Here is a 21,988-nt window from a genome sequence, read left to right on the forward strand (position 1 = left end):
GATTTATCATGGAAACAATCTGTAACAATAAATTCATAATGATTTGATAGATATTCTTATTTATATTATGATAAGTACTATTATTTATTCATTTTTATTTTGGTATTTTACTTATGCAAAATCTTCTTAAACATCTATTTAAAATGAGTGTTTTGAGTTCAGCAATTTTCTCTTGTAGTGTTTTTGCTCAACAAGAAGTTGAAACGATACCACAATTAGAAACTATTGTGATTACGGCAGAAGAACAAGTTAAACAATCATTAGGCGTTTCTGTGATTGATAAAGAAGATTTAGCAAACATTCCTGTACGTAATGATATTGCAGAATATGTTCGCCGTATGCCAGGGGTAAATTTAACAGGTAATAGTGCAGGTGGGCAACGTGGTAATAACCGACAAATTGATATTCGTGGTATGGGACCTGAAAATACCTTGATTATGGTTGATGGTCGTCCAATTAATTCACGTAATGCTGTACGTTATGCTTATCGTGGTGAACGTGATACACGAGGTGATAGTAATTGGATTCCAAGTGATGCCATTGAAAGTATTGAAGTTTTACGTGGGCCAGCGGCTGCTCGTTATGGTAATGGTGCAATGGGTGGTGTGGTAAATATAAAAACCAAAAAAGTGAGTAATGAAATTCATGGCTCTGTGGACTTATACACCAATCAACCTGAAAATAAAAAGGAAGGAGATAGTAGTCGTATTAGTGCAACATTAAGTTTGCCATTGGTTAAAGATGTACTTTCGATGCGAATGTATGGTAATTTTAATAAAACCGATGCTGATGCGGTAGATATTAACCCTGTAATTGTTGCTTCAAATGGTAGTGTGAGTCGTGCAGCAGGGCGTGAGGGTGTTAAAAATACCGATGGCGGATTGCGTTTAGGTTGGCAAATTAACGAAAAACAAAGTTTAACTTTTGATGGAGCTTATGGTCGTCAGTCAAATATCTATTCAGGCGATACACAAAATAGTAATCTTGACGCAAGTCTTAGTACAGGACAAAATACATTGGTTAATTCATTGGTCGGTTCAGAAACCAACCGTATGGAACGTACCAGTTATGCTTTAACACATGAAGCAGATTGGAATTGGGCAAGCAGTAAAATTGTAGCACAATATGATAAAACCAAAAACCGCCGTAATTTAGAAGGCTTATATGGTGGTCCTGAAGGTCGCCCAACAAGTACTAATAAATCAACGGCAGTTTTAGATACTTACCGTCTTAATGGTGAATTGAGTATGCCATTAAATGCTTGGCGACCACAGCATTTAACCTTAGGTGCAGAATATGTGGAAGATAAATTCCATGACCCTGCAAGTACATCATTATTGGCGATGGATAATTCAACAGGCGTAACGGCATATTTACCAAGTGTGTTGCCAACTGACCGTAGCCATATGAAATCACGTATTTTATCAGCTTATGCAGAAAATAATATACAGTTGGCTGATAAGAGCAATATGGTATTAGCATTGCGTGTTGATGATCATAATAAATCAGGTGTCAATTGGAGTCCGAGTATTAACATTACCCAAAAAATAGGTGATTATTGGACGATTAAAGGTGGTGTTGCTCGTGCTTATAAAGCACCGAATATGTACCAAAATGCGGAAGGATATTTACTTTATACACGTGGTAATGGTTGCCCAACTTTTACCACAACAGGTAACTGTTATTTATTAGGTAGTGCAAATCTAAAACCTGAAACCTCAATTAACTCTGAATTAGGTGTGCAGTTTGATAAGGATATTTGGAATGCGAGTTTGACTTATTTCCGTAACGATTATAAAAATAAAATCGGTGCAGGAGATCATATTATCGCGACTGTCAATAATGAGGGTAATCGACAATATCCAGTTTCACATATTTTACGTTGGGAAAATATTCCAAAAGCATTGGTACAAGGTATGGAAGGTAGTGTAGGTATAACTTTTGATAATGTAAGTTGGACAAATAATATTACTTATATGATTGACTCTAAAGATAAATCTACAGGTAATCCATTGTCTATTATTCCAAATTATACCATTAACTCTATTTTTAATTATCATATTACTGATAATTTTGATGTAAACTTTGTTTATACGCAATATGGTCGCCAAAAACCACGCCAATTTGCCATTCAACGTTCGGAGAATCGTGGTATAAACAGTATGCCAATTAAGAGTTATGGTATTGCAAGCATTAATGTTGGTTATAAATTTACTGATAGTATAAGTGGGCGTATAGGTGTATCAAATATTTTTGATGAACAAAAATTACGTGATAACAGTGTAAACCAATCATATAATGAAGCTGGTCGTGCTTATTATGCAAATTTAAAATATACATTCTAGGTTAATTAGCGTGTAAATAATCCAAAACGTCTTATACAGATGAGTATAGGGCGTTTTTTGACCATAGGATTTAAGTGTGAAAGTATTAATATTTCTGTTATTATTGTTAGGAAATACCATGTTATATGGACAAACAATGTACGCAACATGGCAAGAGGCAACTTTAGTTAATGCTCAACAAATGCAACTGACCTCGCAGTACACCAAACAAAATTATTTAATCCAAGTGACTGCTGTAGGTAAAATGCCCCCAAATGGCTATCCTGTGCTTTATATCCTTGATGGGAATGCCTTTTTTCCATTTGCCAGTAGTTTAGCTCAGGGTTTTAATATCCGTGCAGATGAACATGGCGTTAGTCCTATGTTGATTGTTGGTATTGGCTATTCATCAAAACAGTTTACTGATATTACTGCACGCAGTTTAGATTATACACCAAAGCCTAATTCTGTAATTATGAATACTCAATATCCACATGGTGGAGCAGAGCAATTTCATCAGTTTATTGAACAAGAGTTAAAACCTTTGATTGCACAAACATGGCAAGTGAATCCAAAATTGCAAGGTTTATTTGGACATTCATATGGTGGTTTATATGCCTTATATAACTTATTGAAATATCAAGATAATTATAGTCATTATTTTATTGCTAGTCCATCTATTTGGTGGAATAATTATCAAATTAAACAAGATATTATGCAGTTCAAATCAGTGAAACCATCAAAAATCTATTTAACCGTAGGGGAATATGAGCAAATAGTTTCACCTAAGCTCAAACAAAATCGTGAGCAACGGCAACAGCAGTTAAGTAAGCGAGCGATGGTGGATTCTGTCCAAGAACTAAGCCAATATTTAAATCATCAGCTTAATGTTGAAAGTGTCATTTATCCGCAGGCGACTCATATTCATAGTGCTTTTTTAAGTTTAGAATCAGCAATTATGTATTTTTCTCAAGATAGTTTCATAGATGAATCAGAAAAATAATAAGAAAAATCATTGCTTGTTATAGGGTAATAAGTTATAATAATATTAATGATAATACTGCTTATTTTCATTAAAAAATTACTGTAAAAACGGCTTAAACGTCTTATGCTTTTGGGCATAAGACGCGTTTTTTATGTGATACTAAAATAAAGGAAATTAATAAACCAGTTGTAATTTTATATGAATCATTGCCAATAATGCTTGTAAATTTGATGCTTGCAAGCGTTTACCTGTTGTACTTAAGTTAGATGGTATGCTAATTGCAGTTAAATTTTGCACTGAACGTAAATGATTTAAAAATTCATGACGTAAAATAGGTTGATGGCTCGTGAGAATATAACTCGATTTGAGTTGGGACATATCCAATTGGGGCAATAAGGCTAAAATTTTAACGACATCATGTTGATAAATAAAATTTAGCCAACGATATTCATTGATTTCTGTCATTTTTTCGGCTTGCTGTTGCCAAAAAATCATATTGCGTAATAAACCACTTGGACGCATAATGACCAATTTCTCTTTCCAATAATCTCGCCAAGTATATTCAGCTTGAATTAAACATTCTGCTAAGTCATCTTGGGCAGAAAGTGGCGTATCATCATTGACCCATTCGCCGTGATTTTCACCATAAACACGAGTTGATGAGATATATATAATTTTTTGAATGGAGTATTGGGAAAGTGCTTGATAAATTGGTTGAGCTGTATTGACATAAGTATGCTGATAACCTGCTTTATCACGTTGGTTCGCAGATAAAATCACATATACCATATCAAAATTATCATTAAAATCATTTGCTTGTAAATGATAAATATCTTTGCAAATATGTAGTACACCTTCGGGTACAATTTTGGGACTACGACTGATGGTAGTTATGTGATGCCCTTGTTGATGAAGCTGTTGTACTAAGGCTAAACCCAGTTGCCCGCAACCAATGACGAGAATGTTCATGATGATATGATACTCACATTTTCAAAGTATAAATGTTTGAATTAGATTGTATCATAGATGAATTTATCATTATAGATAGTGATTGTATTGTATTGATTTTATCAGCATAATAGGGCTTTATCCGTACTATAAATGGTTAATTATCATGTCTAATACCAAGAAAAAAAGTTCGCCTAAGCGTAAAAAAGTATTGCAAATCATCCGTATTGTGATTTTATTACCCATTTTAATTTATGTGAGTTGGGTCTCTTTTCAATGGTGGAAAGTGGGAAAAATGGATGAATATGAAGATTGGCATAATGGTATTGCAATTTCTAAAAAAGATGGTAAATATGGTTATGTGGATGATAAATTTAAACTTTTTATTCCACATCAATTTGACTCAGCAGGGAAGTTTGATGAATTTGAGCGAGCGGTTGTTGGCAGTAAATTGGGCAACGATTACCGTTGGCGATTGATTAACAAAAAAGGCGTATATGTGAGTGAAGCTTATGATGAAATTCAAGGTTTAGGTTTTGGACGTTATAAAGTGCGTAACCGTGTTGCACTATCTGAGAAGGAAAAATATCAAGATTATCATTGGCAAGTGATTGATGTTGATGGTCGAGTTTTAACTACGCAAAAATATCATGTGATTGATCCATTTCAGGAAGAACGGGCGAGAGTTTGTGTGCTAGCAAAATGTGGATTTATGAATTTATCTGGTCAAGTAGTCATTGGTTTTGGGCAAGTGCCAAATGCTGATCGATACCAAATGGTTGCTAATTATTCAGATGGTACGAGAAAAAATTATTTGGATAATGGGCAACATTTTAGTCATGGTCTAGCTCGCATGCAACAGCAAGGTAAATATGGCTATATGGATAAATCAGGAAAAATCGTCATTCCTGTACAATTTTTGCAAGCAGAAAATTTCAGTGAGCAAGTGGCTGTGGTTAAAACGGATGCTGGCTATGGTGTCATTGATTTACAAGGAAAATTTGTGATTCAACCACAATCAAATTGGACAGATTTACAGTCTTTTAGCGAACAACGTTCGATATTCCGTGAAGGTGAATATTATGGTATGATTGATAAACAAGGACGTGTAATTGTGCCGATTGATAGAAAATATAGTCATATTGGTAAGGTCAAAAATGGCGTGGCAAATATCATACGAGATAATAAATATGGTTTTGTTGATGTCAATGGTGTAGAAATTATTCCGCCGATTTATGAACAGTTAGGTGGAGAATTTAAAAATGGCACGGTATGGGCTATTTCTGAAAAACAGCCAAATGTAATGTTGCATTTAGATAAAAAGCATAATGTTTTAAGAACGAGTGAGCTGACGACTTTTAGTTCAACAAATTAGGTTGAATATTATTTTCATTTATTGTAACTTATTGATTTTATGTGGGGGTTAATGCTCATTCGCCTACAAACACTAGGTAGTCGGTAGGGTGCATAACACGCACCATTTCGATGAAAACTTGTAAAAGGAGCGTCTTGCGTAGCTTTAATCGCTACTCAACACTACTTTGAAACTACAAAAATGAATATTTCATTTACAATTAAATAGGTATAGATATGTCATTTGAATCAAAAAGATTGCAAGGATGGTATGAGTTTTTCCTTGAACAAAGAGGAAAACCAACCTTGTCCCAAAAAGTGGATAGTCAAGTCATCTTGAATTGGGAAAATAAACTGCCAAGTTCTTTACTTCGTATTTGGCAAGAATTAGGGTGGTGCAGTTTCCATAATGGCTTATTATGGATTGTCAATCCTGATGATTATCAATATCTTGTAGATACTTGGTTAGACAATACCAAATATCTACAACTTGATAATTTTTATTGTATAGCTAGAACCGCATTTGGTGAATGTTTGTTATATGGTGAAAGAACAAAGCGAATTATTGAAATTCAACCACAATACAACACTATCTGGGCTGATGATAAACAATTGCAAGAACCCGATGATGACTTTGGAGCAAGCATATCCACATTACTTTACTTAAAATCTGACACAGCTGATTTTGATATGACAGATATTCAAGACGAACCCCTTTTTGAAAGAGCAGTTAAAAAATTAGGGGTATTGTCGCCTGATGAAATGTATGCTTTTGAGCCATTTTATATGTTATTGCCTGATGAGCAGATTACCATTGAACGCCTAATTAAAGTGCGTATGGATGTTTATACCGATATGCTGTATCAATTTCAACCTCCAGTCAGTCGTGGCACTTCGTTTAGTGATATTTTTAAATAAAAAATAGTTCTAAATAAATATTATTTAGAACTATTTTAAACCTTATTTGATATATTTTTAGTTTCTCTATCCATACTATGTTTTAACGCTTGTAATTATTTATTCTACCTTTGTATAATCACCCAATTCAGGCACATCAATAATTTCCCCAAGCTGTTTTCCACGCCCTTTTAAAATTTCAGGCATTTTACGTTGAGTTGGCGTGGTTTGTTTTGGTAAAACCGTAATAATCACTTGCACATCATCTAACACAGGTGGCGTATCAATCCACTCTAATTGATTATTCATAATTTTTGCTTGATAGCTGTTTAACATCTTTATCTCCTAAAATATGACTGTTTCTAGTGTAGCGTAAAAACATCAGGCTAGGAAAACCTAGCCCAACGTTTATTCTTCTATCTTAGTTTTAGCATTTGCCTTTTTCTTTTTCACTTTTTTCTTAGCCTTGTCTTTGACTTTATCTTTTTTCTTCTTCTTAATTTTTCCATCATCAGACAACGACAATTTTTTATCTTGCTCAATGGCTGGTTTGGTCGCCTTATCTTTCACTTTCTCTTTTTTGGCTTTTTTCGGAGCATTGGCGGTTTTTTTGCCCGCATTTGGTGCTTTTTGACGAATGGCACGTCCAGCGCGAGACAGTTGTTGTAATAAAGCAAAATCGATTTTACGTTCATCGAGATTAACCATGACCACTTTAATTTTTACTTCATCGCCTAAACCGAGAATTTGACCTGTATTCTGTCCAACTAAGACTTGATGTTTCGCATCAAAGATAAAATAATCATCGCCAATTTGACTAATATGAATCATACCATCAACATAAACATCTTTTAAGCTGACAAATAAACCAAATTCAGTAACCGCACTGATATAGCCAATAAATTCTTCGCCCAAATGCTGTTGCATATAATGGCATTTTAACCAACTGGTTACACTACGACTGGCTTCATCGGCTTGACGTTCTGTGGCTGAAAAATGCACGCCTGCATCTGCTAAGGCTTGCCCTGAAATTGGATACGGTTTTTCTTGCAAATGTGCTTTAATCGCACGGTGCAATAATAAATCAGGATAACGGCGAATTGGCGAAGTAAAATGCGTATAATGTTCATATGCTAAGCCATAATGTCCTAAATTTTCATCGCTATAACGTGCTTGCATCATCGAACGTAACAATAATGATGAGATTTGTGGTGCATCTAAACGTTCTTTCGTGGCATCAATAATTGCTTGATAATCCTGTTGTGTTGGTTGTTCTGGGAATTTTAAGCCTAATGTTTTGACAAAATCTCTAACTTTTTCCACACGGCTAAATTCTGGCGGTTCATGCACACGATACAAGATTGGAATATCATTTTTCAAGGCAAAATCTGCTGCCGCTACATTGGCAAGTAACATACATTCTTCAATGAGTTTATGTGCGTCATTGCGTGTGCGTGGCAAAATATCTTGAATACCGCCCAATTCATCAAAAGTCATATAAGTTTCAACAGTTTCAAATTCTAAAGCATGACGTTGTTGGCGAACATTTTTTAAAACTTGATAAAGTTGTAATAATGTATTGAGTGACTTTCGTACATCAGCTTGTTCAGGAACGGCATCATTGTTACCAGCATAATAATCTGCCATTTGATTATAGGTTAAACGTGCGTGCGAATGCATAATCGCAGGGTAGAATTGATAACCTGTTACCCGTCCCACACGAGACAAGGTTAAATCACAGACCATACATAAACGATTGACGTGCGGATTGAGTGAGCATAGTCCGTTTGATAATGCTTCAGGTAACATCGGTAACACAAAATGTGGAAAATATACAGATGTGCCACGTTCGGTCGCTTCTTTATCTAAAGCGGATTTCGGTTTAACATAGTGGCTCACATCAGCAATCGCCACCACGACACGGAAACCACCACCAGCACGTTTTTCGGCATAGACGGCATCATCAAAATCTCGAGCATCTTCACCATCGATGGTAACGAGTGGTAATGTTGTTAAATCGACACGGTCTTTAAATTGAGCAGGTTTAGGCTCTTTAAATTTTTCTGCTTCGGCAATCGCTTTTGGGTCAAATTCATAATTTAAACCATATTCCAAAATGGTTTGTGGAATAATCAGTTGCGTATCTGCTTGATTTTCCATCGTTTGAATAATATGCCCTGTGGCAAAATGCTCTCTTGTTGGATAATCATCAATCGCCACACGCAAAATATCGCCCACTTTCACTTTTGCGTGTTCAATCAATTCTTTTTCGAGTGGAATAGGCTGATGTTGATTGAGATAACGTGGTTGGATATAAAAGCCTTCAGTATGATGCTCAACTGTGCCGAGTACTTCTTTTACACGGTGCTGTAATACTTCTGTGATAAAGCCCCAAGTTCCCTTGTTATCAGTACGACTTTTACGCACTTTTACACGGTCGCCGTGAAATACTAAACGTAATTCTCGTTCAGGTAATAGCACTTCATCACCAATGTCTAATTTGGCAGTGCCATTACCTTTCGTCTGAATATAAACTGTTGCTTCAAATTCAGGCTGATATTTAATCACCTGAAATTTATAATCTTCTTTAACCAATTGCCCATCACGCACCATTGCAACTAAACGGTGTAATAAACCATCAATTTGCTTTTGTTCTTGCAAATCAAAATATTGTACTAATTCTGCATGAGATTGGGCGGTTTGCAATTTTTCAATACTTTCCGCAATTAATACACGACTTGGGATAGGATTTTCATAACGTTGTGCTTCATCTTGAGCATTTGGATCATTCCAATTTTTTGTCATTTTATATACCTCAATTATATCAATTTTCATTTCACAGTAATAAGCATAAGCGATTTAAGTCAAAACTGCACGAAAAAAACGTGTAGATGAGTTATTAATGTATAAAATATAAGCAAAATTGCTTAAAATAATCAAAAATTGTTTAAAAAATAAATAAACATGATAAAAAATAAAAAAAATACTTGCTTAAAACTAAAAATATCATTAATATACTGTCTCAACGGTGAGATGGGTGAGTGGCTGAAACCACCTCCCTGCTAAGGAGGCATATCCATTACGGGTATCGAGGGTTCGAATCCCTCTCTCACCGCCATTTACATGACGCGCTTATAGCTCAGCTGGATAGAGCACTTGGCTACGAACTAAGGGGTCGGGAGTTCGAATCTCTCTAAGCGCGCCAATCTAAATGTAAATGTTTTATTGATAAAAAATCAAATTACGCGCTTATAGCTCAGCTGGATAGAGCACTTGGCTACGAACTAAGGGGTCGGGAGTTCGAATCTCTCTAAGCGCGCCATATTCTAAAAAGCTACTTCCGATTGAAGTAGCTTTTTTGTTTTTGGTAAAAAAATTAGGATTTTAGTATCATGATATGGATATTAAAACCACCCACCCAATTTACGTTTAATGATTTCTTTTTTTGAGTGTTTATATGGGAAAGCTAACATCTCCATATCATATTTCTTTAGAAGTTTATCATCGATACTAAATGATAAGAATGTAAAAGCATAAGGGAAAAGTAATATTGAACCTAAAATATAAATATGAGGAATAAAACTATCAGATGGTGTAGCACGAGATAGACAAGAGCGGTCAATCGTTGCTGTGCTATAAGGACATTTTTCGTAAGCGTGTTCCATCACAATCCATTGTATTCCAATAAAAAGTAAAAGTATCACAAGCAATCCACATATTTTTTTTAAAAGAAATAGTGTTTCATTTTTTATAATTAAAAACTCTTTTAGACTAAATGGATAAATGCTATAAAATCTATATACTGGATATATGGTTCCAATAAAAAAAATAGCATACATACTCGCTAAGTGATATTGTTGTATTTCTATAAGATAACGAATATTGGGTACAATATATTGAAATAAATTTAATTTTGAGGGGATAATGGTTAATTGGAAAAAGTATTGAATATAACTGAATAGAAATAAAATTGTACCATAAACTAGAAATAAATGATTAAGAACAGTCATTTTCTCAAAATAGTAAATACTATAATCTTGTAATTGTTCATGAGAAAAATCTGAAAGTTTCATGACAGCCCCCTTTAAACCTATTTTAGACTTGAAGTGTTGATAATTTTTGAAAAAATGATTGTTATAGATATTATCATAAATGATTTTTGCGATAATATAAAAGTGATTTATCATAAAAAATGGATTATTTTTGTTCATTATGTTTAAAAAAAACGCATTTGATTAATAAAGATAATAAATTTAAAATAAAGTAGTTGCAAAGGTTGTTTGGTTGCTGTAATATACGCACCCATAGCGATAGTGCTTTAGATAAAGTTTAAGGAAATCAATAGGTTACATTATTTTATTAGTCTTTAGTGGTTGATAAGGTGGTGTGGATAAGTTTGATTGATGAGCTGTTTGGTTTGTTGATTTTAACTTTAATCTGTGGATAAGTTAAATAATAGGTACTGTTGTTTGTGGATAAAGTTAGTTATTTTGAATTTAAATTGAAAAAATGCTTGACATTGATTGAAAATAGATTATAATAGCTAAACTTTTTAATTAACTCAGACGATGAGTTAATAACTCACTAAAAGATTAGAAGAACAACTTGTGTGGATTTTTGCTATTATTGGATGGATTTTTATATTTTAAATTGAATATAAAGTTCATTTGATTTGGTAGAAATTGACTCGAGATTTATTTGAGCGAAAATTTTGCTAGTGATTGAATGGGCGAATTGGTATTTGTTGTTATGTTTATGATGATGAATGCTGATTAAGAATGAATTAAACTGAAGAGTTTGATCATGGCTCAGATTGAACGCTGGCGGCAGGCTTAACACATGCAAGTCGGACGGTTGAAGGGTGCTTGCACCTGGAGATAGTGGCGAACGGGTGAGTAATGCTTAGGAATCTGGCTATTAATGGGGGACAACAATTCGAAAGGATTGCTAATACCGCATACGCCCTACGGGGGAAAGCAGGGGATCTTAGGACCTTGCGTTAATAGATGAGCCTAAGTTGGATTAGCTAGTTGGTGGGGTAAAGGCCTACCAAGGCGACGATCCATAGCGGGTCTGAGAGGATGATCCGCCACACTGGGACTGAGACACGGCCCAGACTCCTACGGGAGGCAGCAGTGGGGAATATTGGACAATGGGCGCAAGCCTGATCCAGCCATGCCGCGTGTGTGAAGAAGGTCGTAAGATTGTAAAGCACTTTAAGTGGGGAGGAGGGTACCGATGCTAATATCATTGAGTACTGGACGCTACCCACAGAATAAGCACCGGCTAACTCTGTGCCAGCAGCCGCGGTAATACAGAGGGTGCGAGCGTTAATCGGAATTACTGGGCGTAAAGCGCGCGTAGGTGGCTAATTAAGTCGGATGTGAAATCCCCGAGCTCAACTTGGGAATTGCATACGATACTGGTTGGCTAGAGTATAAGAGAGGAAGGTAGAATTCCAGGTGTAGCGGTGAAATGCGTAGAGATCTGGAGGAATACCGATGGCGAAGGCAGCCTTCTGGCTTAATACTGACGCTGAGGTGCGAAAGCATGGGGAGCAAACAGGATTAGATACCCTGGTAGTCCATGCCGTAAACGATGTCTACTAGCCGTTGGAGTCGTATAAGACTTTAGTGGCGCAGCTAACGCGATAAGTAGACCGCCTGGGGAGTACGGTCGCAAGACTAAAACTCAAATGAATTGACGGGGGCCCGCACAAGCGGTGGAGCATGTGGTTTAATTCGATGCAACGCGAAGAACCTTACCTGGTCTTGACATACAGAGAACTTAGCAGAGATGCTTTGGTGCCTTCGGGAACTCTGATACAGGTGCTGCATGGCTGTCGTCAGCTCGTGTCGTGAGATGTTGGGTTAAGTCCCGCAACGAGCGCAACCCTTATCCTTATTTGCCAGCACTTTGGGTGGGAACTATAAGGAGACTGCCAGTGACAAACTGGAGGAAGGCGGGGACGACGTCAAGTCATCATGGCCCTTACGACCAGGGCTACACACGTGCTACAATGGTAGGTACAAAGGGCAGCTTAGTCGCGAGGCTTGGCGAATCCCAAAAAGCCTATCGTAGTCCGGATTGGAGTCTGCAACTCGACTCCATGAAGTCGGAATCGCTAGTAATCGCAGATCAGAATGCTGCGGTGAATACGTTCCCGGGCCTTGTACACACCGCCCGTCACACCATGGGAGTTTGTTGCACCAGAAGTGGTTAGCTTAAAAAAGGGCGATCACCACGGTGTGGCCGATGACTGGGGTGAAGTCGTAACAAGGTAGCTGTAGGGGAACCTGCGGCTGGATCACCTCCTTAACGAAAAAAAAGATTCGTTTGATGATAGTTAGAATCCACAACAAGTTGTTCTTCTGAAAGAGTTTATCTGAGGGTCTATAGCTCAGTTGGTTAGAGCACACGCTTGATAAGCGTGGGGTCATAAGTTCAAGTCTTATTAGACCCACCACTAATTGCAAGCACTTTAAAGTGCAAGTAGTTAAAAATATAGATGGTAAGATAAATGAAAAGCTATGGGGACTTAGCTTAGTTGGTAGAGCGCCTGCTTTGCACGCAGGAGGTCAGGAGTTCGACTCTCCTAGTCTCCACCATAAGTGAGGAATAGCAAAGATTAATAATCTTAGTCCGAACACAAGATAAAAATCTATGATTTTTCTGTACGGTATAGATTAAATGATTTATTTGATTGAATAAATTAGTTATTATGTTATAATAATTAACTTATGCAATTAAGTTCACTAAGTAAAGAAATTAGTGAGTAATTAAAGCATAAAATTTAAGTGATACTGATGAGGTATTACAGTTTTATAAGTGATAACACAGGTTAAAGCTATAAAACATCATTCATTAACAGCAAGAATTGAGTCTGAAAATAATTGTTCACTCAATAGATTGAAGTAGTCGTAAGATGAAAAGATTTAATTGAGGACTAGCAAAAACTGAATCAAGCGTTTTGGAATAGATTGTGTGACTTTAAGTTGAAAGAATGAATAGATATTTTAAAATATTTATTTAAACGACAATTTGGGGTTGTATAGTCAAGTGAATAAGTGCATACGGTGGATGCCTAGGCAATCAGAGGCGAAGAAAGACGTTGTAGCCTGCGAAAAGCGTCGGGGAGTTGGCAAACAAGCATTGATCCGGCGATGTCTGAATGGGGGAACCCACCTACCATAAGGTAGGTATCATTAACTGAATCCATAGGTTAATGAAGCGAACGAGGGGAAGTGAAACATCTCAGTACCCTTAGGAAAAGAAATCAATTGAGATTCCCTTAGTAGCGGCGAGCGAAAGGGGAGTAGCCCATAAAGTTTTATATAGTTTAGTGGAACGCTCTGGGAAGTGCGAACGTAGAGGGTGATATTCCCGTACACGAAAGGCTATATAAGATGATGACGAGTAGGGCGAGGCACGTGAAACCTTGTCTGAATATGGGGGGACCATCCTCCAAGGCTAAATACTCCTGATTGACCGATAGTGAACCAGTACCGTGAGGGAAAGGCGAAAAGAACCCCTGTGAGGGGAGTGAAATAGATCCTGAAACCGTATGCATACAAGCAGTAGGAGCATACATTGTTATGTGACTGCGTACCTTTTGTATAATGGGTCAGCGACTTATATTTTGTAGCAAGGTTAACCGCATAGGGGAGCCGTAGAGAAATCGAGTCTGAATAGGGCGTTAAGTTGCAAGGTATAGACCCGAAACCGGGTGATCTATCCATGAGCAGGTTGAAGGTTGGGTAACACTAACTGGAGGACCGAACCCACTGTCGTTGAAAAGCCAGGGGATGACTTGTGGATAGGGGTGAAAGGCTAATCAAACTCGGTGATAGCTGGTTCTCCCCGAAAGCTATTTAGGTAGCGCCTCGGACGAATACCATTGGGGGTAGAGCACTGTTTCGGCTAGGGGGTCATCCCGACTTACCAAACCGATGCAAACTCCGAATACCGATGAGTACTATCCGGGAGACAGACTATGGGTGCTAACGTCCATAGTCAAGAGGAAAACAATCCAGACCGCCAGCTAAGGCCCCAAAATCATAGTTAAGTGGGAAACGATGTGGGAAGGCATAGACAGCTAGGAGGTTGGCTTAGAAGCAGCCACCCTTTAAAGAAAGCGTAATAGCTCACTAGTCGAGTCGGCCTGCGCGGAAGATGTAACGGGGCTAAAACTATGTGCCGAAGCTGCGGATTTACATTTTATGTAAGTGGTAGGGGAGCGTTCTGTAAGCCAAAGAAGGTGGGTTGAGAAGCCCGCTGGAGGTATCAGAAGTGCGAATGCTGACGTGAGTAACGACAAAACGGGTGAAAAACCCGTTCGCTGAAAGACCAAGGGTTCCAGTCCAACGTTAATCGGGGCTGGGTGAGTCGACCCCTAAGGCGAGGCCGAGAGGCGTAGTCGATGGGAAATTGGTTAATATTCCAATACTTCTGTGTAATGCGATGAGAGGACGGAGAAAGTTAAGTCAGCCTGGCGTTGGTTGTCCAGGTGGAAGGTTGTAGGCATGTATCTTAGGCAAATCCGGGGTACTCTATGCTGAGAACTGATAGCAAGCTATACTTGTATAGCAAAGTGGCTGATACTCTGCTTCCAAGAAAAGTCTCTAAGCTTCAGTTACACAGGAATCGTACCCGAAACCGACACAGGTGGTCAGGTCGAGTAGACCAAAGCGCTTGAGAGAACTCTGCTGAAGGAACTAGGCAAAATGGTACCGTAACTTCGGGAGAAGGTACACTGTTGTTGGTGATGGGACTTGCTCCTTGAGCTGACGACAGTCGCAGAAACCAGGCCGCTGCAACTGTTTATTAAAAACATAGCACTCTGCAAACACGAAAGTGGACGTATAGGGTGTGATGCCTGCCCGGTGCTGGAAGGTTAATTGATGTGGTTAGCGCAAGCGAAGCTATTGATCGAAGCCCCAGTAAACGGCGGCCGTAACTATAACGGTCCTAAGGTAGCGAAATTCCTTGTCGGGTAAGTTCCGACCTGCACGAATGGCATAATGATGGCGGCGCTGTCTCCAGCAGAGACTCAGTGAAATCGAAATCGCTGTGAAGATGCAGTGTACCCGCGGCTAGACGGAAAGACCCCGTGAACCTTTACTACAGCTTGACATTGAACTTTGACCTTACTTGTGTAGGATAGGTGGGAGGCTTAGAAGCAGAGACGCCAGTTTCTGTGGAGCCATCCTTGAAATACCACCCTGGTAATGTTGAGGTTCTAACTCAGTCCCCTAATCGGGGACGAGGACCATGTCTGGTGGGTAGTTTGACTGGGGCGGTCTCCTCCTAAAGAGTAACGGAGGAGTACGAAGGTGCGCTCAGCGTGGTCGGAAATCACGCAAAGAGTATAAAGGCAAAAGCGCGCTTAACTGCGAGACCCACAAGTCGAGCAGGTACGAAAGTAGGTCTTAGTGATCCGGTGGTTCTGTATGGAAGGGCCATCGCTCAACGGATAAAAGGTACTCTGGGGATAACAGGCTGATACCGCCCAAGAGTTCATATCGACGGCGGTGTTTGGCACCTCGATGTCGGCTCATCTCATCCTGGGGCTGAAGCAGGTCCCAAGGGTATGGCTGTTCGCCATTTAAAGAGGTACGCGAGCTGGGTTTAGAACGTCGTGAGACAGTTCGGTCCCTATCTACCGTGGGCGTTGGAAATTTGAGAGGATCTGCTCCTAGTACGAGAGGACCAGAGTGGACGAACCTCTGGTGTACCGGTTGTCACGCCAGTGGCATCGCCGGGTAGCTATGTTCGGAAGGGATAACCGCTGAAAGCATCTAAGCGGGAAGCCTACCTCAAGATGAGATTTCCCTAGTAATTTAATTACTCTAAAGAGCCGTTCAAGACTAGGACGTTGATAGGTTGGATGTGGAAGCATGGCGACATGTGAAGCTGACCAATACTAATTGCTCGTGTGGCTTGACTATACAACACCCAAGTTGTTGTATAAACACAATAATCCAAAATAAATGTGAAAACTTGATTCAGAAAATGCAATGAACAAAACAACTCAGCTCAATACTCGCTGTACCAGTTTCGTTGGCGACCATAGCAAGTGTGAACCACCTGATCCCTTCCCGAACTCAGAAGTGAAACCACTTAGCGCTGATGGTAGTGTGGTGTTAACCATGTGAGAGTAAGTCATCGCCAACTCCTTTTTAAATAAAAACCTTCAATCAAATAAATAATGGTTGAAGGTTTTTTTATTAATAACAATAATACATAAAAATATATGCAAATTACATCTATCGTATACTTTTCAAAATACAAAAAATAGTGTAATCTCTTTAATATATAGTATTCATAAATACTAATCATTACAATAACTTAGAAAAGATGAGTTTCAAACATATATTGGCAGTAAGATGAATAATCGTCATTTATGTTTGGGGTAAACATAACGTTGCCATAATGTTTGAACTGCTCAAAATTTTTCTAGTAGATTGTAATGTTCAAATAAAGTAAATGATGAATGCCTGTAATTTGTGTAAAGGTGATAATATGATTATATCAACGCTCTATCCTGACTTAAATTTATCTCTTCAGACAACAAAAGAAGAGCTTAAAAATTACTTTTTAGCCCAAATCAGACCTCTTTTAGATACTACGGTATCCTTTGCTGTCAATAGTGCAACTTGTTCATATTTGACCTTAGTTAAGGAACATGGATTATTAGAAAGAATTAAAAAGAATCCACCACAATGTATTTCTTATCAAGAAGATTATAATTATTCTCAGCATTTTGAGCAGACCGTTTTATATGATGCTATTAAGTTTATGCCAGCAGAGTATTTAGATAAAAATGATGTAGAGCAATATACTGAATTATATCGATATATTTTTAACATTACCAAAGATGATGTAATAGGTTATACATTGTATTTACATTATCCAAGTGTTACTTATAAATATGAAATTGGTTTACAAGTTTTGTTTAGTTTAGAAAAACAGGATTTTTTTGAATCAATAAAACAAACTGATCATCAGGACTTACATCAAGAGAATGAAGTAATTGATGAAAGTGAAGAGTTTGATGATGATTTAGATAAGCGTTTTAAATTCTATGATGAATCTGAAGATGCTGCTAGAGAAGTCGGCATATATTTAATAAAAAAGAAATTGATCCATATTGCTACAACTCAAGAGGAAGCTCTTGATGTTATCAAAAAATACTGTGTAGATATAGAGAGTGTGAAACAATTAGCAAGATATACTTATTATGAGCAAGATGCATTTTTTAATAAAGTTTATAGCTATTGTATTACTAAATTACAAAGTAAAAAAGTGCAAAAACTATTCAATCAGGCAAAAATAAATGAAGAAGTGATGTTTGCAAAAGATTATGAGCAACGTTTAACTTTAGCAAAAAGTTTATTTACTGAAGAAGACATTCAATTTATAGATCCTGAAAAGATTTCTGATATGTTATTGCGTGCTAAACATTATTATGAAATCAATTTTATTCCGCAAAAAGTGAAAGAATTAGCTGAAAGCAATATGAGTCATAAAGCAATTGCGGAGCAATTAGGGACATCTATTGCAAAAGTGAAGAAATATTTGTCTAGTAATTAAATATTGATATTGAATAAATTATTGATTTTTATATTGTGATTGATATTACGCAAATTTCAATCTAAAAATCATGTTTATTTTAAGCATAACTGCTTGACTTTAAATAGCATTCAGTATGTAATATGAAAATTATGTGTATCAAGTACATTTGGGAGTAATACAATGTTTAAACACAATTTAGCTAAAGCAATTGTCGTGGCAATGGTTGCAACAGCTCTTACTGCATGTGGTGGTAATGCTCCAACTCAAAAAGAAGGCAGTAATACAGCGAGTGCCTCTACATCTGTAAGTAGCGACAAATTAGAAACTAAATTTGTTACCGTAGCGACTGGTGGTGCATCTGGTCCGTACAATATTATTGCAACGTCATTGACTGAACAATATGCGAAACAATTTGGCGTGAATGCAAAAACACAAACCACAGGTGCATCAGTTGAAAACTTAAACTTATTGGCACAAAAGAAAGTGGAAATGGCATTTGTGATGAGCGATGCTTTAAGTGATGCCATCAACGGAACAGGTAGTTTTAAACAAAAAATCGACAATGTTGAACAAGTTGCTGCATTGTATCCAAACTATGTGCAGATTGTGGCATCAAGCAAAAGCGGTATCAAAACCATTGCTGACTTAAAAGGTAAACGTGTTGCGGTGGGTGCGCAAGGTTCAGGCGTAGAATTGGCGACTCGTGCATTATTGGAAGGTTTCGGCATCACTTATAATGACATCAAGGTCGATTATTTAGGCTATGCGGAAGCGGCTGATGCGTTAAAATCAGGCAAATTAGATGTTGCATTCTTAACTAGTGGTTTACCAAACTCATCATTGATGGAATTACAACAAGGTTTTGATTTACAGTTAGTGTCTATTCCTGCTGATAAATTGAATGAAATTGCCAAGAGCAAAACTTATTTCACAGCAATGTCTATTCCAAAAGGTACTTATGGCAATGCAGAAGATATTCCTACTGCTGCAATTATGAATGCCTTAGTCGTGCGTAAAGATTTATCAGAAAATGATGTATATTTATTAACCAAATCATTATTTGATAATTTGGAAGGTTTAAAAACTTCACATCAAGCAGTGAAAGATATTTCGGTGGAAAATGCACAGGAAAATCTTGTTGCACCATTGCACGCAGGGGCAAAACGTTATTTTGATGAAGTGGCAAAAGCTGGCAATAAACCTGCCGATGATACAGCACCTGCAGACCAAGCAAGTGAAAAGTCTGCTGATGACAAAGCACCTGCTAATCAAGCAACAGAACAACTAGCATCAACAGACAAGCCAGCAGAAAAAACTGAAGAAAAATCAGCACCTGCTAAATAATTTACATTATTCCACATGAATGTGGCTAATGCGTCAAATATCGCACAAAATAATCATTTTCGGTGGTTGTTTTGTGCGTTTTTTATACTTGGTTTATTTTTAATGGGATATGGCTTGCTACCAACATCTCATCTATTGATACAGGCTCAACATCAACAATGTTACTGGGCAGAGCAAGGTTTTACCCTAAAATGGCGACATTCGGTTGAAAAACAAGCATGGCAAGAAGTGTATCAACAGCAAAATCATCAGATTGTTTTAATTAAAACATTTATGCAAACTTTTGGTGCAGGTGTACCCAGTCAAGGTAGTACGATTTCTGCACCAGATGGCTATGTCGGTTTTCGTAGCAATGTGGCATTCTCTAAAATTAACTGGGTCGTCTCACGAAATATGCAAGGTGAAATTTGGGGAGAAAACATTAAACTTCCTATTTATCAATATGTTGATGATTATACTGTGGTTCATATTCAATTAAAACAACAACCAAGATTATTTTGGCTTTTTACGGAGCGGTGTGATGAAAAATACTGAACACGATACAAAACATGAACAACCGCCTATCGCTCAAAATATCGACACAAGCGAAGCGGTCAGTGCTGACAAAGCACAAGAAATTTTAGAAAAATTTGATAGAGAATCGGTAACTCGTAATCCCATCAACCATATTGCCAAATGGGTGATTGCAGTGATTGCGATGTTGTATTCTATTTTTCATATTTATATCACTTTTAATCCAATGCCTGAAATTGTACAACGTTCTGTTCACGTTGCGGTGGGTGTCGGCTTGATTTTTGTCATTTATCCAATGACTAAAAAGAGTAGCCGTAAAACGGTGGCATGGTATGATTGGCTATTGATGTTATTAGCCTTCTCTACTGCAGGTTATTTAATTTTACAATATCAAGAGATTATGACGGTTCGTGGTGGTATTCCAAATCAAATCGATATTGCCTTTGCGATACTCACTACAATTTTGATTTTGGAAAGTGCCAGACGAATTACAGGGTGGATATTGCCCATATTTGCCATGATTTTTTTGGCTTATCCATTTATTAGCCATTTAGGATTTATGCCTGACCGTTTATTAACTCGTCCATACGATTTAGGCGATATTTTTGGACAACTTTACCTGAAAACTGAAGGGTTCTATTCCACAGCAATTGGTGCATCGGCAACATTTATTTTCTTATTTATTTTGTTTGGTGCATTTTTATCACGTTCGGGCATGGGACAATTATTCAACGATTTAGCCTTAGCATTGGCAGGACATAAACAAGGTGGACCTGCAAAAGTTGCTGTCATTTCGAGTGGTTTTATGGGCAGTATTAACGGTGCTGCGGTGGCAAACGTGGTCGGTACAGGTGCGTTTACCATTCCACTGATGAAAAAGATTGGTTATGACAAAAACTTTGCTGGTGCAGTTGAAGCCAGTGCATCAGTTGGTGGACAAATTCTACCACCTATCATGGGAGCAGCCGCTTTTATTATGGCAGAAACCACTGGGGTAAAATATGGCACAATTGCATTAGCCGCTTTATTACCTGCATTATTGTACTATTTAGGCGTGATTGCTCAGGTGCATTTCCGTGCAGGCAAGCAAAATTTAACAGGTATTCCAAAAGCGGATTTACCACGCATTAAAGAAGTGTTGAAAGCTCGTGGACATATGTTATTGCCGATTGTGGCTTTGGTGTATTTCTTAGGTAAAGGCATGCCTGTAGCGTATGCAGCTGTTTATACTATTGGTTTTACTGTGGTGATTAGCTGGTTGCGTGCGGAAACACGCATGGGCTTTAAAGATATTTTATTAGCTTTGGAAGATGGTGCAAAACAATCATTATCGGTAATGGCAGCTTGTGTGGTGGTTGGTATTGTGATTGGCGTGGTCAATTTAACCAGTTTTGGTACGGTGATGACATCATCAATTGTTACACTTGGTGCAGGTTCATTATTTTTCACTCTATTTTTAACCATGTTAGCATCAATGGTTCTTGGCATGGGCTTACCATCTATTCCTGCTTATATTATCACCGCTACGATGGCAGCACCTGCCTTAGCTGATTTTGGCGTACCGATTTTAGTAGCACATTTATTTGTATTTTACTTTGGTATTTTTGCTAATATTACACCACCTGTCGCCCTAGCAGCCTTTGCAGGAGCGGGTATTGCAGGGGGCGACCCAATGAAAACAGGTTGGCAATCGCTGAAATTAGCATTGGCAGGATTTATTGTTCCATTTATGTTTGTCTATAATCCAACCATGTTGATGATTGATATTACTGATGTAGCGGTAACAGCGAAAACCTTCCCATTACCTGCATGGCAAAGTATTGTGATGGTGAGTATTACATCAATTATTGGGGTATTGGCATTATCATCAGCAGTGGAAGGTTATTTTAAAACGCATATTCCAATGTGGCAACGTGTGATTTTAGCAGGTGGTGCATTTTGTTTGATTGTCCCAGAAATGATGACTGATATTATTGGACTGGTGATAGTTGCTGTTATGGTAGTGATGAACATTAAAGCGAGTAAAAAAGCTGTACAAGTTTAATCGTAT

Annotated in this window: 12 protein-coding genes, 5 tRNA genes and 3 rRNA genes; 16 read left to right on the forward strand and 4 right to left on the reverse strand. The window is 37.7% G+C overall.

Going from position 1 to position 21,988, the window contains the following annotated elements; translation table 11 throughout:
- Nucleotides 1–113 precede the first annotated feature (113 nt).
- Nucleotides 114–2,345 (forward strand): FepA family TonB-dependent siderophore receptor, encoded by a 2,232-nt coding sequence (locus LU301_RS01195; protein ID WP_305271765.1) that lies wholly within the window; start codon nucleotides 114–116, stop codon nucleotides 2,343–2,345.
- A 76-nt stretch (nucleotides 2,346–2,421) separates the two neighbouring features.
- Nucleotides 2,422–3,327 carry an alpha/beta hydrolase gene (locus LU301_RS01200; RefSeq protein WP_305271767.1) on the forward strand — a complete coding sequence of 302 codons (906 nt, stop codon included), beginning with the start codon at nucleotides 2,422–2,424 and terminating at the stop codon, nucleotides 3,325–3,327.
- 156 nt (nucleotides 3,328–3,483) lie between these two features.
- On the opposite strand, the gene LU301_RS01205 is transcribed toward LU301_RS01200, so the two are convergent.
- Entirely contained in the window at nucleotides 3,484–4,278 is a 795-nt protein-coding gene (locus LU301_RS01205) for an NAD-dependent epimerase/dehydratase family protein (protein ID WP_305271769.1), read from the reverse strand.
- Nucleotides 4,279–4,423: 145 nt separating this feature from the next.
- Here LU301_RS01205 and LU301_RS01210 point away from each other — a divergent pair, with 145 nt between their 5' ends.
- Both LU301_RS01210 and LU301_RS01215 read left to right on the forward strand, forming a co-directional pair.
- Nucleotides 4,424–5,632 carry a WG repeat-containing protein gene (locus LU301_RS01210; protein ID WP_305271771.1) on the forward strand — a complete coding sequence of 403 codons (1,209 nt, stop codon included), beginning with the start codon at nucleotides 4,424–4,426 and terminating at the stop codon, nucleotides 5,630–5,632.
- A 215-nt stretch (nucleotides 5,633–5,847) separates the two neighbouring features.
- Nucleotides 5,848–6,528, forward strand: a complete 681-nt coding sequence (locus tag LU301_RS01215) for a GAD-like domain-containing protein (protein ID WP_305271772.1) — start codon at nucleotides 5,848–5,850, stop codon at nucleotides 6,526–6,528.
- Nucleotides 6,529–6,627: 99 nt separating this feature from the next.
- Here the strand turns inward: LU301_RS01215 and LU301_RS01220 are convergent, their stop codons facing one another.
- Nucleotides 6,628–6,843, reverse strand: a complete 216-nt coding sequence (locus tag LU301_RS01220) for a hypothetical protein (RefSeq protein WP_305271773.1) — start codon at nucleotides 6,841–6,843, stop codon at nucleotides 6,628–6,630.
- Between the two features lie 72 nt (nucleotides 6,844–6,915).
- On the reverse strand, nucleotides 6,916–9,312 hold the full coding sequence (gene rnr / locus LU301_RS01225; protein ID WP_305271775.1) for a ribonuclease R: 2,397 nt from the start codon (nucleotides 9,310–9,312) through the stop codon (nucleotides 6,916–6,918).
- 222 nt (nucleotides 9,313–9,534) lie between these two features.
- Between rnr and LU301_RS01230 the strand changes: the two genes are divergently transcribed.
- The 3 genes from LU301_RS01230 (at nucleotide 9,535) to LU301_RS01240 (ending at nucleotide 9,829) form a co-directional block, all read left to right on the forward strand.
- Nucleotides 9,535–9,625: transfer RNA gene (locus LU301_RS01230), tRNA-Ser, on the forward strand.
- Between the two features lie 10 nt (nucleotides 9,626–9,635).
- A tRNA-Arg gene (locus tag LU301_RS01235) sits at nucleotides 9,636–9,712 on the forward strand.
- A 40-nt stretch (nucleotides 9,713–9,752) separates the two neighbouring features.
- Nucleotides 9,753–9,829, forward strand: a tRNA-Arg gene (locus LU301_RS01240).
- Nucleotides 9,830–9,911: 82 nt separating this feature from the next.
- Here the strand turns inward: LU301_RS01240 and LU301_RS01245 are convergent.
- Entirely contained in the window at nucleotides 9,912–10,580 is a 669-nt protein-coding gene (locus LU301_RS01245; protein WP_305271777.1) for a hypothetical protein, read from the reverse strand.
- 712 nt (nucleotides 10,581–11,292) lie between these two features.
- On the opposite strand from LU301_RS01245, the gene LU301_RS01250 reads away from it, so the two are divergent.
- From LU301_RS01250 to LU301_RS01290, 9 genes are all read left to right on the forward strand, one after another.
- A 16S ribosomal RNA gene (locus LU301_RS01250) occupies nucleotides 11,293–12,825 on the forward strand.
- Between the two features lie 71 nt (nucleotides 12,826–12,896).
- Nucleotides 12,897–12,973, forward strand: a tRNA-Ile gene (locus LU301_RS01255).
- A gap of 66 nt (nucleotides 12,974–13,039) precedes the next feature.
- A tRNA-Ala gene (locus LU301_RS01260) sits at nucleotides 13,040–13,115 on the forward strand.
- Nucleotides 13,116–13,560: 445 nt separating this feature from the next.
- Nucleotides 13,561–16,454 (forward strand): 23S ribosomal RNA (locus tag LU301_RS01265).
- A gap of 111 nt (nucleotides 16,455–16,565) precedes the next feature.
- Nucleotides 16,566–16,680: ribosomal RNA gene (gene rrf, locus LU301_RS01270) — 5S ribosomal RNA — on the forward strand.
- The 16S, 23S and 5S rRNA genes sit together here with 2 tRNA genes alongside, the layout of an rRNA operon.
- 348 nt (nucleotides 16,681–17,028) lie before the next feature.
- On the forward strand, nucleotides 17,029–18,099 hold the full coding sequence (locus LU301_RS01275; RefSeq protein ID WP_305271779.1) for a hypothetical protein: 1,071 nt from the start codon (nucleotides 17,029–17,031) through the stop codon (nucleotides 18,097–18,099).
- A gap of 162 nt (nucleotides 18,100–18,261) precedes the next feature.
- A complete protein-coding gene (locus LU301_RS01280) occupies nucleotides 18,262–19,425 on the forward strand; it encodes a TAXI family TRAP transporter solute-binding subunit (RefSeq protein WP_370692212.1) in 1,164 nt (387 codons plus the stop codon).
- Nucleotides 19,426–19,539: 114 nt separating this feature from the next.
- Nucleotides 19,540–19,959 carry a DUF1850 domain-containing protein gene (locus LU301_RS01285; RefSeq protein WP_305271781.1) on the forward strand — a complete coding sequence of 140 codons (420 nt, stop codon included), beginning with the start codon at nucleotides 19,540–19,542 and terminating at the stop codon, nucleotides 19,957–19,959.
- Nucleotides 19,946–21,982 (forward strand): TRAP transporter permease, encoded by a 2,037-nt coding sequence (locus LU301_RS01290; RefSeq protein WP_305271783.1) that lies wholly within the window; start codon nucleotides 19,946–19,948, stop codon nucleotides 21,980–21,982. The genes LU301_RS01285 and LU301_RS01290 overlap by 14 nt, the downstream gene beginning before the upstream one ends.
- Nucleotides 21,983–21,988 lie beyond the last annotated feature (6 nt).

This window comes from Moraxella sp. ZY210820, from assembly GCF_030674635.1.
In the GTDB taxonomy this organism is placed as follows: Bacteria; Pseudomonadota; Gammaproteobacteria; order Pseudomonadales; family Moraxellaceae; genus Acinetobacter.

Coding starts and splice junctions, on each gene's coding strand:
- LU301_RS01195 (WP_305271765.1), top strand. CDS start 114: ATGCAAAATCTTCTTAAACATCTATTTAAAATGAGTGTTTTGAGTTCA.
- LU301_RS01205 (WP_305271769.1), bottom strand. CDS start 4,278: ATGAACATTCTCGTCATTGGTTGCGGGCAACTGGGTTTAGCCTTAGTA.
- LU301_RS01210 (WP_305271771.1), top strand. CDS start 4,424: ATGTCTAATACCAAGAAAAAAAGTTCGCCTAAGCGTAAAAAAGTATTG.
- LU301_RS01215 (WP_305271772.1), top strand. CDS start 5,848: ATGTCATTTGAATCAAAAAGATTGCAAGGATGGTATGAGTTTTTCCTT.
- LU301_RS01220 (WP_305271773.1), bottom strand. CDS start 6,843: ATGTTAAACAGCTATCAAGCAAAAATTATGAATAATCAATTAGAGTGG.
- rnr (WP_305271775.1), bottom strand. CDS start 9,312: ATGACAAAAAATTGGAATGATCCAAATGCTCAAGATGAAGCACAACGT.
- LU301_RS01245 (WP_305271777.1), bottom strand. CDS start 10,580: ATGAAACTTTCAGATTTTTCTCATGAACAATTACAAGATTATAGTATT.
- LU301_RS01275 (WP_305271779.1), top strand. CDS start 17,029: ATGATTATATCAACGCTCTATCCTGACTTAAATTTATCTCTTCAGACA.
- LU301_RS01280 (WP_370692212.1), top strand. CDS start 18,262: ATGTTTAAACACAATTTAGCTAAAGCAATTGTCGTGGCAATGGTTGCA.
- LU301_RS01290 (WP_305271783.1), top strand. CDS start 19,946: ATGAAAAATACTGAACACGATACAAAACATGAACAACCGCCTATCGCT.